Source organism: Alkalihalobacterium elongatum (assembly GCF_019024285.1).
Taxonomy (GTDB): Bacteria; Bacillota; Bacilli; order Bacillales; family Bacillaceae_F; genus Alkalihalobacterium; species Alkalihalobacterium elongatum.
In genome coordinates this window covers 190,596-205,536 of the sequence record NZ_WMKZ01000003.1, presented here as the reverse complement: position 1 = coordinate 205,536, position 14,941 = coordinate 190,596, and the positions used below count along the sequence as shown (strand labels likewise).

Here is a 14,941-nt window from a genome sequence, read left to right as displayed (position 1 = left end):
GAATGAACATCAATAACATAGTTGTCGTAAGTCCAATGTATCAAGAGATACAAACGCTTATGGAAAAAAGAGAGATAACTAAGAATTTTCGTTTTTTACCTGAAGAAAGGGTAACATCAGCTGATTTAGCGTGGGCTGATGCGTTTGTCGCTTTTAATACAAAAAAAGATTATGATTATTGCCAAGTCCAATGGGTTCATTCCCTTGGTGCAGGTGTCGATCGTTTTCTATTCAAAAAACAATGGCCTGAAGGAGTCCTATTAACAAGGACGATTTGTTCATTTGGTCAAAGAATTGCTGAATACTGTCTAAGTTATATATTAAAAGATATACAGTTTCACAATGAATTTAACGAACTACAAGCTAAAAAAACGTGGAAGCCGCTCACTCCAAAATTACTTAATGAACAAAAGGTCATGATATTTGGAACAGGAGAAATTGGTCAAAAAACAGCTGAAATTCTTTCGTCATTAGGTGTCGATGTTTTTGGCGTATCTTTGAGCGGAAAAGACAAAGAACACTTTAAAGAAGTGATAACGATCGGCGCACATGAAGAACGGCTAAATGAAGTGAATTATGTCATTAATACTTTACCGTTAACTGAAAAAACAGAGGCTCTTTTTGATGAAAAAGTATTTAATCATTTATCTAACGTAGGGTTTATCAATGTCGGTAGAGGTGCAACGATAGATGAAAAAGCATTACTTCAAGCTCTTGAAAATAAGCATATAAAGTTTGCAGTCCTTGATGTTTTCACGGTAGAGCCACTTCCAAAAGATAGCTCTTTATGGGAACATCCAAGTGTAATTATTACCCCACACATATCAGCTGTCACAACCCCTGATGAAGGAGTAGACTGCTTCGTAGATACCTTAATGAACATTGAAGCTAAAAAACCGCTTCGTAATAAGGTTGAAATAAGTAAAGGGTTTTAACTTAATTCAAAAAATGAAGACCTCATCAACAAGTCGGATGAGGCCTTCATTTTTTATCTATACTATTTTCACTATTTTCGCAAAAAGCATAGATAAAACAAATTAAATCATTTGCTTAATAGATTGAACGGCGGTGTGTACCATGTCACTTGTTACTTCTCGGTGCGTAACAAAACGAATGATGCCATCATCAAAAGGAACTGCTAGAATGCCCTGGTCTTTTAGTTGGTTTAAAAATTGATCGTTTGATAACCCTGTCTGTTTAATATCACAAAGAATGATGTTTGTCTCAACATCCTCGACACTTACAGATAGCTTCGGGATAGTATCTAACCCCTCCGCTAACAGACGTGCGTTTGTATGGTCTTCCGCTAGACGATCGACCATTTTTTCAAGAGCGATAATCCCTGGAGCTGCAATCACACCAGCTTGGCGTAATCCACCCCCGAGGCGCTTTCTCCATTTACGTGCCTCTTTAATAAACAATTTACTTCCCGCGAGGATTGACCCAACAGGCGCAGAAAGCCCTTTAGAAAGGCACACCTGAACTGTATCCACATATTTCGTTAATTCGGACACAGGCACACCTAAGGCTACTGCAGCATTAAATAGTCTTGCGCCATCAAGATGGACGGGTACCTCTTTTTCTCTAGCAATCTCATAGATCTCTTTCATGGTTTGAAGCGGTACGACTTTTCCACCTGCTTTATTATGAGTATTCTCTAAACAGATTAAACCTGAATATGGATAATGGATATCGTCGCCTCGAATCGCTTTTTTTACATCAAGTGGATCGAGTGCTCCTTTTATTCCTGGAATGGGGCGTGTTTGTACCCCTGCTAAAGCTGAGGAAGCGCCACCTTCATATAAGAAGATGTGGGATTCTGCTTCTAGTATCACTTCATCACCTGATCTGCAATGCGTTAAAACCGCAACTTGGTTTCCTTGTGTTCCACTTGTTACAAATAATGCATCCTCTTTACCTAGTATTTTAGCAGCTAATGCTTCTAAGCGGTTTATCGTAGGGTCTTCTCCATAAACATCATCACCAACTTCAGCAGTGAACATCGCCTGCCTCATTTCTTCGGTTGGTTTTGTGACTGTATCACTTCGAAAATCAATAAAAGTCATGTTTTTCTCTCCCATGTTGTTATTTTATACACCATTATACAGGACAAACAGAAGTTTAAATAGGAAAAGAACCTATATTCTATGATAGGCATATGGTAACAGATAAAACAAAACAGAGGGGGAGAACTATGAACGAGCAGCAATATGTTATAAGAACTGAAAAAATCCCTGTGCAATTTCCTCCCCAACATCAACCGTTTCATCCAGGTTTTGAATGGCTGATGAGACCAAGGCCTATTTCTGAAACACCTACCTATCGAACTACTGGGAGATTAGGAGGTAAGGTTGCGGTAATATCTGGTGGAGATAGTGGAATCGGTAGAGCAGTCGCTTATGCATTTGCTAAAGAAGGAGCAAATGTTGTTATTATCTATTTAAACGAGCATGTTGATGCATTAGAAACGAAACAACGTATAGAACAAATAGGACAACATTGTCTTGCCATCGCTGGTGATCTAGGCCAGGAACAAATAAGTCATGATGTTATTAAGAGAACGATGCAGTTTTTTGGAAGAGTCGATATTATCGTGAATAACTGTGCTGAGTCGTACCCGAAAGAACGTATTACAGATATAACAGCAGAACAACTACTACGAGTTTTTCAATCCAATATCTTTTCCTATTTTTACTTAACAAAGGCAGCGCTTCCTTATTTAAACCGCGGAAGTTCTATCATTAATACAACTTCCGCGGTTGCATATGAAGGGCAACAAGGAAACCTCGATTATTCCACAACTAAAGGGGCAACTGTAACTTTTACGCGCTCACTAGCTCTTGATCTCGTGAATGAGGGAATTCGGGTAAATGGGGTTTCACCAGGACCGATATGGACTCCAATAATCCCTTCAAGCTTTCCTGCTGAACAAATGTTGAGTTTTGGATATGGCACTCCGATGAACCGAGCGGGTCAACCGTATGAGCTTGCTCCAGCATATCTTTACTTAGCAAGTGATGAATCGAGCTATGTAACTGGACAAATGCTTCACGTTAATGGGGGCATTAGAACAGGGAGCTAAGTGACTTTTATTGAAAAATGGTACTTACGTTGTATAAGCCCTTACACTTGCTTACATTTTATAAAGCAAGTTTTTTATTTTCGTTCAAACTCCCAAAAGTCTTTTTTCCAAACCTCTCCAAAAATTTTTTTGTTGGAGTGTGCTGTATGGCCTCGATTATTCATGGTAAAAATAGCTAAAAAACGGTGTAAGGAGTTTTTATGAACATCATTGAATTAGAAAACGTTGAAAAGGAATACGCCGACAGAAAAGCAGTGGGTGGGATCAGCTTAAGTATAAAGCAAGGTGAGGTATTCGGAATCCTAGGGCCAAACGGCGCTGGGAAAACGACGACGCTTCTCATGCTTAGTGCACAACTCCAACCTACAAATGGGGTCGTTTGGTTTAATCAAATGGAATTGACGAAAAATATGAAAAAAGTAAAGTCTTCCGTAGGTGTCGTGCCACAAGAAATAGCTTTATATAGTGAAATGAATGGTTTTGATAACCTATACTTTTTTGGCTCTTTATATGGAATGAAACGAAAAGAGTTAAAAAAACGAGTTACCTCTCTGCTAAAAATAACAGGCCTTAGCGACCGGGCGAGAGAACCATTGTCCCAATATTCAGGTGGAATGAAGAGGCGAATCAATATCGCGGCAGCACTTTTACATAACCCTAAAGTCGTTTTAATGGACGAGCCAACTGTAGGAATCGACCCACAGTCTCGTATCAAAATATACAAGTTAATCGATCTGTTAAAAAGAGAAGGAAAAACGGTCATTTATACAACGCATTATATGGAAGAAGCGACATCGCTATGTGACCGAGTTGCGATTATTGATCATGGTAAACTACTGATGCTTGATAGCGTTTCAAACTTAGTCGATAGTGTAGCTGCTGGTATCATTGAATTTCAACTACGTGCTCATGAACAACTAGAACAAGCTCTTCTTGAAATAAGTCATTTACCATTTGTAAAAGAGGTTGAAAATAGTGGGTTAAAGATTAGTATTGTCGTCACAATGGATATCCAAGAGGCGATCGGAACATTAATGAACAAGCTTCAAACTAAAAAAATATTGATTGAGAATTTAGTTATTATGCCGCCTAATTTAGAAACAGTCTTCTTACGGTTAACTGGAAAAGCATTAAGAGAATAATTTGGAGGAGTAGCATGTCATTTTTAGCGATTACGAAAAAAGATCTTAAAATACTGTTTCAAGATCGTGGGGCTGTTGTTGTATTATTTTTACTTCCAATTATGTTCATTAGTGTGATGAGTTTTGCATTAATGCCAATGTATAACCTAAGTGGAAAAGATATTGAAGTTCTAGTTGTAAATCAGGACTCAAGTAGAGAGGCTGAAAGCTTTATAGAGACGCTAAATGAGGTCGATGGAGTTTCAATTATCACGGTGTTAGAAGATAAAAAATTAACGGAAGAACAAGTCCAATCCCTTATTCTTGATGGGAAATATCCGTTTTCTATTATTATTCCAAGTCATTTTAGTCAAGCCTTGAATAATCAGGAGCAAATTTCTATAACCAGTTTTCAAGATGCTGCTCAAAGAAGTTCAACCTCTGTTTTAGAAAAAGCGATTGAAGGTGTCACGCAGTCTTTTTCGATGCAGTTTACAATTAACAGAATGGTTGATAATCAGGTAGAAATCATTAACGAGAAAATGAATGAAGAACTAACAAAAGTTGAGATGAAATATGAACAAGAATATGTGCAACTTTTAAATAACCTGAATGTTGACCTATTCCCTCTAGATCCACTTGAAAGTCAACGATTTGTCAGCGAGTTTAAAAAAGAGTCGTTTTTACTAGATGGTGTCAAGAATGACCTAAAAATAGAGGCTCAAGCAGCTTTTCAAAATCCAAATTTAACGATTGACTCTTTAACAGGTTCAAATAAACGCTCCACTCAACCAGACCCTTTCCAGCAAAATGTTCCAGGTTACACTGTCATGTTTGCTTTTTTTATCGTTACGTTTGCAGGTAGATCATTTTTAAACGAGAAAAAAGCGGGGACCATGCAAAGAATACTATGCGCGCCTGTTAACGGCTGGAGTTTACTATTTGGAAAATGGATACCATTTTACTTAATCGGTCTCACCCAGGTCATTATTCTCTTTAGCTTTGGTCATTTCGTCTTTGGGATGTCGTTAGGAACCTCATTGATCGCTCTAGTTTTCATTAGCTTAGCTTTAGTTTGGGTTAGTTCTACTCTAGGGATGTTAATTGCTTCACTCGTTCAAACGGAATCACAAATTACTGGCTGGTCAGTCATGGTCATATTAACAATGGCAGCACTCGGCGGAACAATGGTTCCCTTATTTGTCATGCCAGACTTAATGCAACAAATTGCCTTTATTACGCCACACGCATGGGCGTTAACAGCTTATCAAGATATTCTAGTACGAGAATTAGGCTTTAAAGATATTGTAAGCCATTTGCTTGTGTTAGGAAGTTTTGGGACAGTATTTATGTTCACTTCGATTTGGAACTTAAGAAACTATATATCTAATGGTCACAAACGTCACAAACAAAAGCTATTTAAGAAAACCACCGAAGTAGAAAAGGAATCCTAACCGATGTCATTTTCATTGATATAGTGTTAGTGCTTTGTTATGTTATACAGGAAGATACTATTAGAAAGAGTGTGATTATCATAATAAAATTCTTTCAGTATAACTGGCAGGTAAGAGATGAATGGTTTGAGTGGTGTAAACAACTTTCACCTGAAGAGTTGATAAAAAAACGTGACGGCGGCGTAGGTAGTTTCTTGCAAACCCTTTTTCATATTATCGAGGTTGAATATAGCTGGATTCGTGGAATGCAGGTAAAAGAAGATATAGTCTTTGAGTTCCATGATTATAATACGCTTGAAAAAGTTAAGTCACTGTCAGATGAAATTCGGGGTGAAATAGTTGATTTTTTCAGAACAAAAAAAGAGGAATTAAACAATGAAAAGATATTGGTTGCGTGGGAAAACGAGCCGTATACTAGAGATGCCATATTACACCATGTCATTGCACATGAAATCCATCATATTGGTCAACTTTCTGTATGGGCAAGACAGCTTCATCTAGCACCAGTGCCCGCTCATTTTATTGGTAGAAATCTATAGTTAAACAAACCTCATTTCTACAATGAAAAATGAGGTTTGTTGCTATATATTATGCAGCTTCTTTCCCGATGTACTTCTTTGGTGTGATAGGTTTTGGCATTTTAACAAGCTTGGCCATAATCATTGCGATAACACAGATAAGACCTGCAAGGAGGAAAGCTTGTGAAAACGGAAGAGCTTTAATGATGAATGGTCCCGCAAAAGCGGAAAGACCATAGGCTTGATACATAAATCCGTAGTTACTACCAATATTTGTAGTTCCATAGAAGTCAGCAGTAACTGAAGGAAATAGCGCCAAGAACCCGCCGAAACAAAAACCAATTAACGAAACAGAAACTAGAAACGACCAGTAATTCATCTCCCAAAAGCTCATGTAAAGCATGATAATAGCCGTTAATCCGTAGATAAGCATTAATGTGCTCATTCGCCCAAGACGATCGGAAAGGTTTCCTAACAAAATTCGTCCTGCTGCGTTAAAAAGTGCAATAACCATTACGGCATTAGCCGCTTTTTCAAGGTCGAGCTTTGCTACTTCAATGCCGATATCTACTGCAAAACTAATGACCATTAAACCAGCCATACTACCAAATAAAAACATAATCCATAATAAATAAAACTGATAAGTTGTCAACATTTGCTTAGGTGTAAATTGGGTGTGCGTATTTAGTAAAACTGCACTTTCAGGTGCCGTTTGATCAACTGCTGGTGGATTTTTCAACAATTGTGCTCCCGCTACAACAAAGAATAAATAGATCAATCCTAGATATAAAAACGAAGAAGATACACCCGTGAGTTCGATTAAGTATCCGATTACGGGCTTATAAATTAAGCCACCTAATCCAAATCCAGCTACTGCGACCCCACTTATAAATCCTCTTTTTTCTGGAAACCACTTTACGCATGCTGATAAAGGACAAACATAAGTCATACCAATGCCAATTCCGCCAATAACACCGTAGTATAAGTAGAGTTGCATAAGTGTTGTCGCTTGACTAGATAGGATGAGTCCTAAGCCTAGTAAAAGTCCCCCAATCGTAGCAACCCATCTCGGTCCTATTTTATCTTGCAGCCTACCAGCAAAAATGGTCGTTAGGGCAAAGGTAGCAATTGTAATGGAGAACGTAACGACAACATCTTCTCTAGCCCAGCCAAATTTATCAATCAATGGCTGATTAAACAAGCTCCACGCATACACTGCTCCTAAATTAATTTGAATAATAACAGCGCCAAGGACGACGAACCATCTATTCAAAAGTAAAACCTCCTTGATTTTCTAATATGTATAGTTTCAAACTAACTAGATTAATTGAAAGGCCTTTCAACATCAAAAAAAGACCAACGTGATTGACATAAAAATCAAACAACGCTGGCCTCCTTAGTACTCACATTATGTGTTTACAAAAAGTTTCCATTTTAATTAGATGTTAATTTTAGATTGTTGGGTTGTGAACCATATTCGGAATTAATAAAAACCATTCTTGTTGATTTCTCTTACCCTTGTGATGGCAAAGGCAACAACTCTCCTGAATGTATTATTTTTATGCTGCCTTTCCTATTATGGCATAGTTTTTGTAAGTGTCAATTAAAAAATTATATAAAAATAATGAAGGCGATTACATAGAAAAAGTATCGCCTTCATAAAAGAAAACTTAACAATAATCATTCTAGAATATCTGATACCTTTGGTTTGTTTAACAACCGCTGGATGTACACACCAACTGCAAGACTTGCAAGCTTTGTAATAAGGGAAGCAGTATAAAATGCTCGATAAGAAAAAATCTTTATTATTTTTGATTTTATTAGCAAAGTTTCCAACATCAAGAAAGAACAGACAGCGGTGGTTATCCTATATTTCATATTTTTTAATATTGCAATAACGAATATTATTGAGCTAAAAGCACTGTATAAAGTTGAAATCGCTACATGGCTGCGGTATGGATTTTTATATAGACGAATAGTAAAAAGACACGTTTTAAAAAGTGAGACATGTAAAAAATTCATCGTGGAATAGCAAACGAAAATTGAAAAATAAATCGTCAATAACTCAAACCATTTATTTCTTTTTTCTATAACTTGTATCATCCAAAATTTCGCTAAACCATAAAAAAACTGTAAACCGACTGTTGTATATGGAGTTTTCCACCAATACTGCTTAAAAACGTTTTGCTTAACAAAAAGTCTTTCAATACCTGACAGTAGTAACGAAAAAAAGATCGACCACCTTGCTTTTAACTTTAACATGTTCATAAACATGCTTGTCGTGGGGACGACAAACAGCTGTGAAACGGTTGAGCCCAATATATTATCGAAATATTGCTGTTTCATTATTTTCGGATCATACTCATAACTCTTCCCGATAATTAGGATGATAAATTCAAAAAAATAATTAAGCCCAGTAAAAGCTAAATAAAGTGGTATAAAATAGTTTCGTTTTGCTTTTTCTGTTTTGCGAAATGTGAAAATTAATAGTAATAATGAAAATAAGTTTAAGCTTAAGTAAAATATTCTATTTTTCATTTAAAGAACCACCTAACCACACTATTAATGGGATATATTGGACGGGACCTGTAATTTAACTTAACTACAGCTCCATCCAACTTTACGATTAGAATATCCTAAAATGCCTAATCTAATAATTTATTGGTAAGGGACGCCATTTGCCAACAAAAAATAGAGGTAGTGATTAGGTATTTACATTTCATCTATTTACCTTTTTGCTTTATTGGGAGGAGTGTAACGATAAAAATAATAGCTGCAAGCATGTAAGCGAATTTCGATAAGCTTGGGTAGCTTACTTGGTTTTGTACTCCGATACCGATGATTGCCCACACAAATACAAGTGAGAAAAGTCGATCATTCTCATTAATTCGAAAATGTATAGCTAATAGTGTTGCAACAATGAGCATGATGATCGTCCAAGTGATCGGTGATAAGCCAATTCCGTCCCAGTTGTATTCCACCAATACATAACTGATGTTTGCAATCGTGGCCACACTTATCCAACCGAGATAAATGGAGAATGGTGCTTGGTCAATCTTAGCTGGCTGATTATCTTTAACTTTTCGATAAAGTAGGATAAGCATAATGAGTAAACTAATCATTACAAGGACAGTCCAAATAAATAATTGATAATGCCAGAGGAAAATCCATGTAACATTTAATAGACAACTTAAAATAAAAAGTGGGCTGGTTTCTCTATAAAGTGGAAGCTTTCTTCGCCTTTTAGATATTTGCCTGACGAGCCAAATCCCTAGTAGCATGTAAATTAAGCCCCAAATTGAAAATACATAGCCTGCAGGAGTAAATAAAACTTCTAATCTAGCTGATATTTCCCCAGTTGTCTTTCCTCCAATTGGAATAATATTTGCAAGTGCATTTACTAACACCATAAATAGATAAGCGAGCCAATTTAAAATTAGTGTCAATAGCATTTCCTCCTTTTCACGAATGTTAATAGGAAGCTTTTTCCTAATTATAAATAATATGAAAGAGACGTCCCAGTCATGTATGGGGCGTCCCTTTAGTAATGGATTTGTTCTGTTCGATAAATTTATTACGATTCCATATTAGCTAAGTAGTATATCGCTTTAGCATAAATCGCTGTAGCTCTTAATAGATCTTCAACTTCAATATACTCGTCCTTTTGATGTGCAGTCATAACTTTTCCTGGGAAGACTGCTCCGTAGGCTACACAATTCGGCAGTAAGCTCGCATACGTATTTCCACCACTTGATAGTAGTGTTGGCTCCTCACCTGTTTCTTCCTGATACGCTTGTTGGAGAGAGCGGATCATAGCGGTGTCTTTATCCACATGATGAGGATTTTTGTTCCGAATTTCACTAATTGTAAAAAGAGATGTATCAAGCGTGTTTTTTATTTCACGTTCAATCGTTTCAAAATGACCTGTAACAGGGTATCTAATATTCAATTGTACGGTACCTTCAGCTCCTGGTTCATAATGAAATATCGCAGGATTTACGGTTAACGGTCCCGTTATTTCGTCTGTATGAGCAATACCGAGGACTTTTCCGTAATGATCCTCATAAAATGTATCACTAATAAACGATAGATATTCCTTTCCATTTTGATCAAACTCGAACGTCGAAAGAAAATGGGCTAAGTAAACTGCAGCGTTAATTCCTTTAAATGGCTCCATACTATGAGCAGAAACACCTTTTAACTCTAGTCTGAGCTTATCATGATCGGTCGTGCTTTCGCCATTTAAATCATAACTTTCTAAGAAGGATGTAAATTTTTCTGCAATTGTAGTAACATCACCACAAATTGTAGCTGTCGCTGTTTCAGGAACCATGTTTGCTCTTGTTCCTGATGTAAAGGAAAAGAGTGTAAAAGGACTTGAGCTAGAATGATCAGGTTCGCTTCGGTAATTCATGACACACTTCACATGAATTTGACCTTTTTCAGCGTTAATAATAGGGAAGGTAGCGTCTGGTGCGAAGCCTGCGATAGGGCGCTCTTCAACTTCCCGGTACTTCTTCATACAACTCATGCCACTTTCTTCATCAGTCCCAAAAATAATGCGAACATTGCGCTTTAAGGGTAATTGAAGCTCATTTAATACCTTTACTGCATAAAACGCAGCCATGGTCGGACCTTTGTCATCAATCGCACCTCTGGCATATAGCTTTCCTTCGCGGATAGTCGGTTCAAATGGTGGAGAAGTCCATTGACCAGTGGCAGGAACGACATCAATATGACAAAGCACAGCTATATGCTCGCTATTTGAAGTACCAAATTCGGCAAAGCCATAAAATCCCTCATGATTTTTTGTGTAGAACCCTTGCTGATCAGAAAGGGTTAGCATATAATCTAAAGCTTTTGCTATATTCTTACCCATCGGTTCTGCAGGTGAAGCTGTTTCTAGATCCTTTGTACTTTCTATTTTTAATAAGTTCGTTAAATCTAACAGTAGATCATCTTTACGTTTTAGCACTTCCTGAAACCAATTCATAAAAGCCACTCCAATCTAATATGTACTTTTGAAAAAGAAAAGAACTATAAAAATCCTTAGTAAACCGAAATATATTGAACAATATCATTATACCAGAACTTCTTCACCTCGTTTATTTCATAGGCTAGAGTTTTAGAAATTTAACTAAATGATGTTTATACATGTTTAACTGTAAGGAATAATGATTATAGAACAGGAGGTCGACGATGAAGTCTAAATTTATAAAAGAATCAAGAGTCATTAAGACACATTTAGTATTACCGAATGAAACCAATAATCATAATACGTTATTTGGTGGAATTTTAATGAGAAATGTAGACGAAGTCGCTTCAATTAGTGCAAGGTTGCACAGTCGAACAGATGTTGTGACAGCTTCTACTGATTCAGTCGATTTTTTAAATCCTATTTATCAGAGTGATGCGGTTTCATTGGAATCGTTTGTAACGTGGACAGGGAAAACATCAATGGAAATATTTGTGAAGATTATTGCCGAAGATTTTAATTCCGGACAAAGAAGAATGGCAGCAACTGCTTTTCTAACATTTGTAAGCTTAGGAAATGATGGGCGACCTGTAGCCGTCCCTGGAGTTATTCCAGAAACGGAAGAAGAAAAGAAACTTAACAATACAGGTCATGAACGAGCGAAGATTCGAATTGAGAGAAGAAAACAAAGTAGAGAAATGGCTGAATTTATAACGACAACTAAACCGTGGGAATAACAGACAGTAAAATAACTCCAGTGATTATAAATAAACTTACATGCTTTAAAATTGGGATTTATGTTATAATTTGGATTGGTCTTTCTACGAAAATTTAAATAATATAAGAGGCGATAATTAATGGCAAAAGTTATTTTATTTGATCTAGATGGTACGTTACTTCCTATGGATACAGAAGCGTTTATACAAACTTATATTAAAGAATTAGCACCAAGAGTATCACATATAATTGAACCGCAACATTTTGTGCCAGCGCTTTGGGCAGGAACTGAAGCGATGATGAAAAATTTAGATCCTAGTTTAACAAACGAAAGAGTGTTTGAGGAAACGTTTTTAAAAGTAGCAAATGTAAAGAAGGAAGAGATTTGGCCAGCATTGGATCATTTTTATGATGCCGTTTTTCCAACATTTTCTCATTTGAGTCAGCCGAGTACTGTCGCTAAAAAGATTGTAGACGAAGCTTTCTCACAAGGGTATCGAGTAGCTATTGCAACGAATCCCGTCTTTCCGAAAGTAGCTATTCATCACCGTTTACAGTGGGCTGGAGTTGCTGACATGCCATTTGAAATGGTGACCGTTTATGAGGAAAGCACATTTACGAAACCACACACTCATTATTACGAAGATATTTGTAATCGTCTAGAAGTCACTCCAGAAGAATGCATAATGATTGGAAATGATATGCAGGAGGACATGGTTGTTAGTACGATGGGTATGAGAACATTTCTTGTCGAAGGTCATGTCATTGATCGGGGAACAGCTACTTATTCAATAGATGAAAGCGGGACGTTAGAAGATTTGTATGAGAGGATCGTGAAGCGTACGGGAGTTTTTGCCAAATAACTACTGATCCGTATTTCCTTTTGCAAGTGAAGTTAGACCTTTGAGTATAACTAGCTGTTTAAGATGGCTAAGCTAGTCCACGTATAACATAAAAATTAAAGATAATACTACTCTTAAAGGATAAAATATTTTTTATCCTTTTTTTATGCTTTATAAGTTTTCATGCGTCCGAAGATTTTAATAAGTTGCCAGATTTATAAAAACGTTAAATAAAAGTGCAACAAATTATAGGGGGACCAAACATTTATGTGTGGATTTGTAGGCTATTTAAAAATGGAGAAAGAAGATGAGACAATAAGTAACGACACCTTCTTTAATATGACCAACCTTATTACGCATAGAGGACCAGATGATGTTGGCTTTTATTTTGATGACTATGTAAAATTAGGCTTTAGAAGGCTATGTATTATAGATCTAGAGCAAGGGAAACAACCATTTACATATGAAAATAATCGGTACTGGATGGTTTTTAACGGAGAAATTTACAACTATCTTGAGTTAAAAACCCATCTTCAAAAAGATGGCTATAAGTTTAAAACATATTCAGATACAGAAGTGATTATTGCATTATTTTCAAAGAAGAAGGAAAAAGCATTTTACGATTTAAGAGGAATGTTTTCGATTGTAATTTGGGATAGAGAGGAACAAACCCTTTACGCAGCTAGAGATCGCTTTGGGATTAAGCCATTATTTTATAAAGAAACTAATAAGGGTTTAATTGTAGCATCAGAAAAGAAGAGCATTTTATATGCTCAAGAAAAGGAACAGATTAATCAAGAGGCGCTTCATCATTACTTGACTTACCAATTTGTCCCAGAACCTCTGACGATGTCAGAACGGGTTCAGAAAATAGACCCTGGACATATGTTCATAAAGAAAGTAGGGCAGCCGCTAACTATAAAGAAATATTGGGAACCAACATTTAAGCCTAATATTTCTTCAATAAATCATAGCAAGCAAAAAATCCTCAATGCTCTTAAGGATTCTGTAAAGTTTCATATGCGTAGTGATGTTCCAGTTGGTTCCTTTTTATCAAGTGGTATTGACTCAACAGCCATTGTTGCTCTTGCAAAAGAAATTCACCCTAATATTAAAACGTTTACTGTAGGCTTCGAACGAGAAGGGTATAGTGAAATTGATATCGCCAAAAAAACTGCAGACAAGTTAGATGTTGAAAATATTGCGTATGAAATCACGCCTGAAGAGTTTGTTAAGGAACTACCCAAAATCGTCTGGCATATGGACGATCCAGTTGCTGATCCTGCAGCGATTCCCCTTTATTTTGTAGCTCGCGAAGCAAGTAAACATGTAAAAGTCGTGTTATCTGGAGAAGGGGCAGACGAGCTTTTTGGTGGATATGGTATTTATAAAGAACCACTTTCATTAAGAAGAGTTTCTTCATTATCAATTAATACTAAAAAGATACTTAAATCCATTGCTGAAAATCTCCCTTCTGGTATTAAAGGGAAAAACTTTATCGAACGAGGATGTACACCAATTGAAAAAAGGTATATCGGTAATGCGAAATTGTTTAGTGAACTGGAAAAAGCAAAACTATTAAAAAGCTACTATCCAAAATTTCATTATCAAAACGTGACTAAGCCATTGTATGAAAAGGTTTCCCATCTAGATGATGTTACCAAAATGCAATATATTGATATACACACGTGGCTAAGAGGAGATATCCTTGTCAAGGCGGATCGAATGACAATGGCACATTCTCTTGAATTACGAGTACCATTTCTCGATCCGGAAGTTTTTGAAGTGGCTTCACAACTTCATCCAACAATTAAGGTCACAAAAGAGACGACAAAGTATGCTCTTAGAAAAGCACTCGAGGGAATAGTCCCTGATCATGTTGTTAATAGGAGAAAACTTGGTTTTCCTGTACCTTTACGTCATTGGCTGCAAAATGAATTGTATGACTGGGCAAGAAATTTAATCCAGGAGAGTAATACTGATTACTTGTTTGATAAAAACTACATCCTTAAACAACTTGAGGAACATCGTCAGGGGAATAAGGAATTTAGGTCAAGGCACTGGAAAAGTAAACAAAGCTTAGGGGACCATAGTCGCTATTTATGGTCTGTATTACTATTCATGATTTGGCATAAGCAAAATATTGAAGAAGCTTATGAAAAGAGCTTTGTTGATAAGGAAAATAAAAAGTATATCTAACCAAAATAGTGAGGGAATACCTCACTTTTTTGG

Annotated in this window: 13 protein-coding genes; 8 read left to right on the top strand and 5 right to left on the bottom strand. The window is 36.6% G+C overall.

Annotation, left to right across the window (positions count from 1 at the left end):
* The first annotated feature begins 2 nt into the window (after positions 1-2).
* Positions 3-935 carry a D-2-hydroxyacid dehydrogenase gene (locus GKP30_RS06650; protein WP_216828638.1) on the top strand — a complete coding sequence of 311 codons (933 nt, stop codon included), beginning with the start codon at positions 3-5 and terminating at the stop codon, positions 933-935.
* 102 nt (positions 936-1,037) lie between these two features.
* On the opposite strand, the gene ltaE is transcribed toward GKP30_RS06650, so the two are convergent.
* Positions 1,038-2,066, bottom strand: coding sequence for a low-specificity L-threonine aldolase (gene ltaE / locus GKP30_RS06645; protein ID WP_236034935.1), 1,029 nt, complete (start codon positions 2,064-2,066; stop codon positions 1,038-1,040).
* A gap of 128 nt (positions 2,067-2,194) precedes the next feature.
* Between ltaE and GKP30_RS06640 the strand changes: the two genes are divergently transcribed.
* From GKP30_RS06640 to GKP30_RS06625, 4 genes are all read left to right on the top strand, one after another.
* Entirely contained in the window at positions 2,195-3,082 is an 888-nt protein-coding gene (locus GKP30_RS06640) for an SDR family oxidoreductase (RefSeq protein ID WP_216828636.1), read from the top strand.
* A gap of 200 nt (positions 3,083-3,282) precedes the next feature.
* Positions 3,283-4,224, top strand: coding sequence for an ABC transporter ATP-binding protein (locus GKP30_RS06635; RefSeq protein WP_216828635.1), 942 nt, complete (start codon positions 3,283-3,285; stop codon positions 4,222-4,224).
* Between the two features lie 14 nt (positions 4,225-4,238).
* A complete protein-coding gene (locus tag GKP30_RS06630) occupies positions 4,239-5,657 on the top strand; it encodes an ABC transporter permease (RefSeq protein WP_216828634.1) in 1,419 nt (472 codons plus the stop codon).
* Between the two features lie 80 nt (positions 5,658-5,737).
* A complete protein-coding gene (locus GKP30_RS06625; protein ID WP_216828755.1) occupies positions 5,738-6,196 on the top strand; it encodes a DinB family protein in 459 nt (152 codons plus the stop codon).
* A 49-nt stretch (positions 6,197-6,245) separates the two neighbouring features.
* Here the strand turns inward: GKP30_RS06625 and GKP30_RS06620 are convergent, their stop codons facing one another.
* The 4 genes from GKP30_RS06620 to pepV all read right to left on the bottom strand — a co-directional run bounded on the left by GKP30_RS06620 (position 6,246) and on the right by pepV (position 11,168).
* Positions 6,246-7,448, bottom strand: a complete 1,203-nt coding sequence (locus tag GKP30_RS06620) for an L-lactate MFS transporter (RefSeq protein ID WP_216828633.1) — start codon at positions 7,446-7,448, stop codon at positions 6,246-6,248.
* A 407-nt stretch (positions 7,449-7,855) separates the two neighbouring features.
* Positions 7,856-8,713 (bottom strand): hypothetical protein, encoded by an 858-nt coding sequence (locus tag GKP30_RS06615; RefSeq protein ID WP_216828632.1) that lies wholly within the window; start codon positions 8,711-8,713, stop codon positions 7,856-7,858.
* A gap of 185 nt (positions 8,714-8,898) precedes the next feature.
* Positions 8,899-9,627 (bottom strand): tryptophan-rich sensory protein, encoded by a 729-nt coding sequence (locus GKP30_RS06610; RefSeq protein ID WP_216828631.1) that lies wholly within the window; start codon positions 9,625-9,627, stop codon positions 8,899-8,901.
* Positions 9,628-9,749: 122 nt separating this feature from the next.
* Positions 9,750-11,168 carry a dipeptidase PepV gene (gene pepV / locus GKP30_RS06605; RefSeq protein WP_216828630.1) on the bottom strand — a complete coding sequence of 473 codons (1,419 nt, stop codon included), beginning with the start codon at positions 11,166-11,168 and terminating at the stop codon, positions 9,750-9,752.
* Between the two features lie 206 nt (positions 11,169-11,374).
* On the opposite strand from pepV, the gene GKP30_RS06600 reads away from it, so the two are divergent.
* The 3 genes from GKP30_RS06600 to asnB all read left to right on the top strand — a co-directional run bounded on the left by GKP30_RS06600 (position 11,375) and on the right by asnB (position 14,908).
* The gene (locus GKP30_RS06600) at positions 11,375-11,887 is read left to right on the top strand and encodes an acyl-CoA thioesterase (RefSeq protein ID WP_216828629.1); all 513 of its coding nucleotides are present in this window, start codon (positions 11,375-11,377) and stop codon (positions 11,885-11,887) included.
* A gap of 120 nt (positions 11,888-12,007) precedes the next feature.
* On the top strand, positions 12,008-12,730 hold the full coding sequence (locus GKP30_RS06595; RefSeq protein ID WP_216828628.1) for an HAD family hydrolase: 723 nt from the start codon (positions 12,008-12,010) through the stop codon (positions 12,728-12,730).
* Positions 12,731-12,976: 246 nt separating this feature from the next.
* On the top strand, positions 12,977-14,908 hold the full coding sequence (gene asnB, locus GKP30_RS06590; protein ID WP_216828627.1) for an asparagine synthase (glutamine-hydrolyzing): 1,932 nt from the start codon (positions 12,977-12,979) through the stop codon (positions 14,906-14,908).
* Positions 14,909-14,941 lie beyond the last annotated feature (33 nt).

What these genes read in the sequence shown, in the direction of transcription:
- GKP30_RS06650 (WP_216828638.1), top strand. Translation starts at nt 3, where the DNA reads ATGAACATCAATAACATAGTTGTCGTAAGTCCAATGTATCAAGAGATA.
- ltaE (WP_236034935.1), bottom strand. Translation starts at nt 2,066, where the DNA reads ATGACTTTTATTGATTTTCGAAGTGATACAGTCACAAAACCAACCGAA.
- GKP30_RS06640 (WP_216828636.1), top strand. Translation starts at nt 2,195, where the DNA reads ATGAACGAGCAGCAATATGTTATAAGAACTGAAAAAATCCCTGTGCAA.
- GKP30_RS06635 (WP_216828635.1), top strand. Translation starts at nt 3,283, where the DNA reads ATGAACATCATTGAATTAGAAAACGTTGAAAAGGAATACGCCGACAGA.
- GKP30_RS06630 (WP_216828634.1), top strand. Translation starts at nt 4,239, where the DNA reads ATGTCATTTTTAGCGATTACGAAAAAAGATCTTAAAATACTGTTTCAA.
- GKP30_RS06615 (WP_216828632.1), bottom strand. Translation starts at nt 8,713, where the DNA reads ATGAAAAATAGAATATTTTACTTAAGCTTAAACTTATTTTCATTATTA.
- GKP30_RS06610 (WP_216828631.1), bottom strand. Translation starts at nt 9,627, where the DNA reads ATGCTATTGACACTAATTTTAAATTGGCTCGCTTATCTATTTATGGTG.
- pepV (WP_216828630.1), bottom strand. Translation starts at nt 11,168, where the DNA reads ATGAATTGGTTTCAGGAAGTGCTAAAACGTAAAGATGATCTACTGTTA.
- GKP30_RS06600 (WP_216828629.1), top strand. Translation starts at nt 11,375, where the DNA reads ATGAAGTCTAAATTTATAAAAGAATCAAGAGTCATTAAGACACATTTA.
- GKP30_RS06595 (WP_216828628.1), top strand. Translation starts at nt 12,008, where the DNA reads ATGGCAAAAGTTATTTTATTTGATCTAGATGGTACGTTACTTCCTATG.
- asnB (WP_216828627.1), top strand. Translation starts at nt 12,977, where the DNA reads ATGTGTGGATTTGTAGGCTATTTAAAAATGGAGAAAGAAGATGAGACA.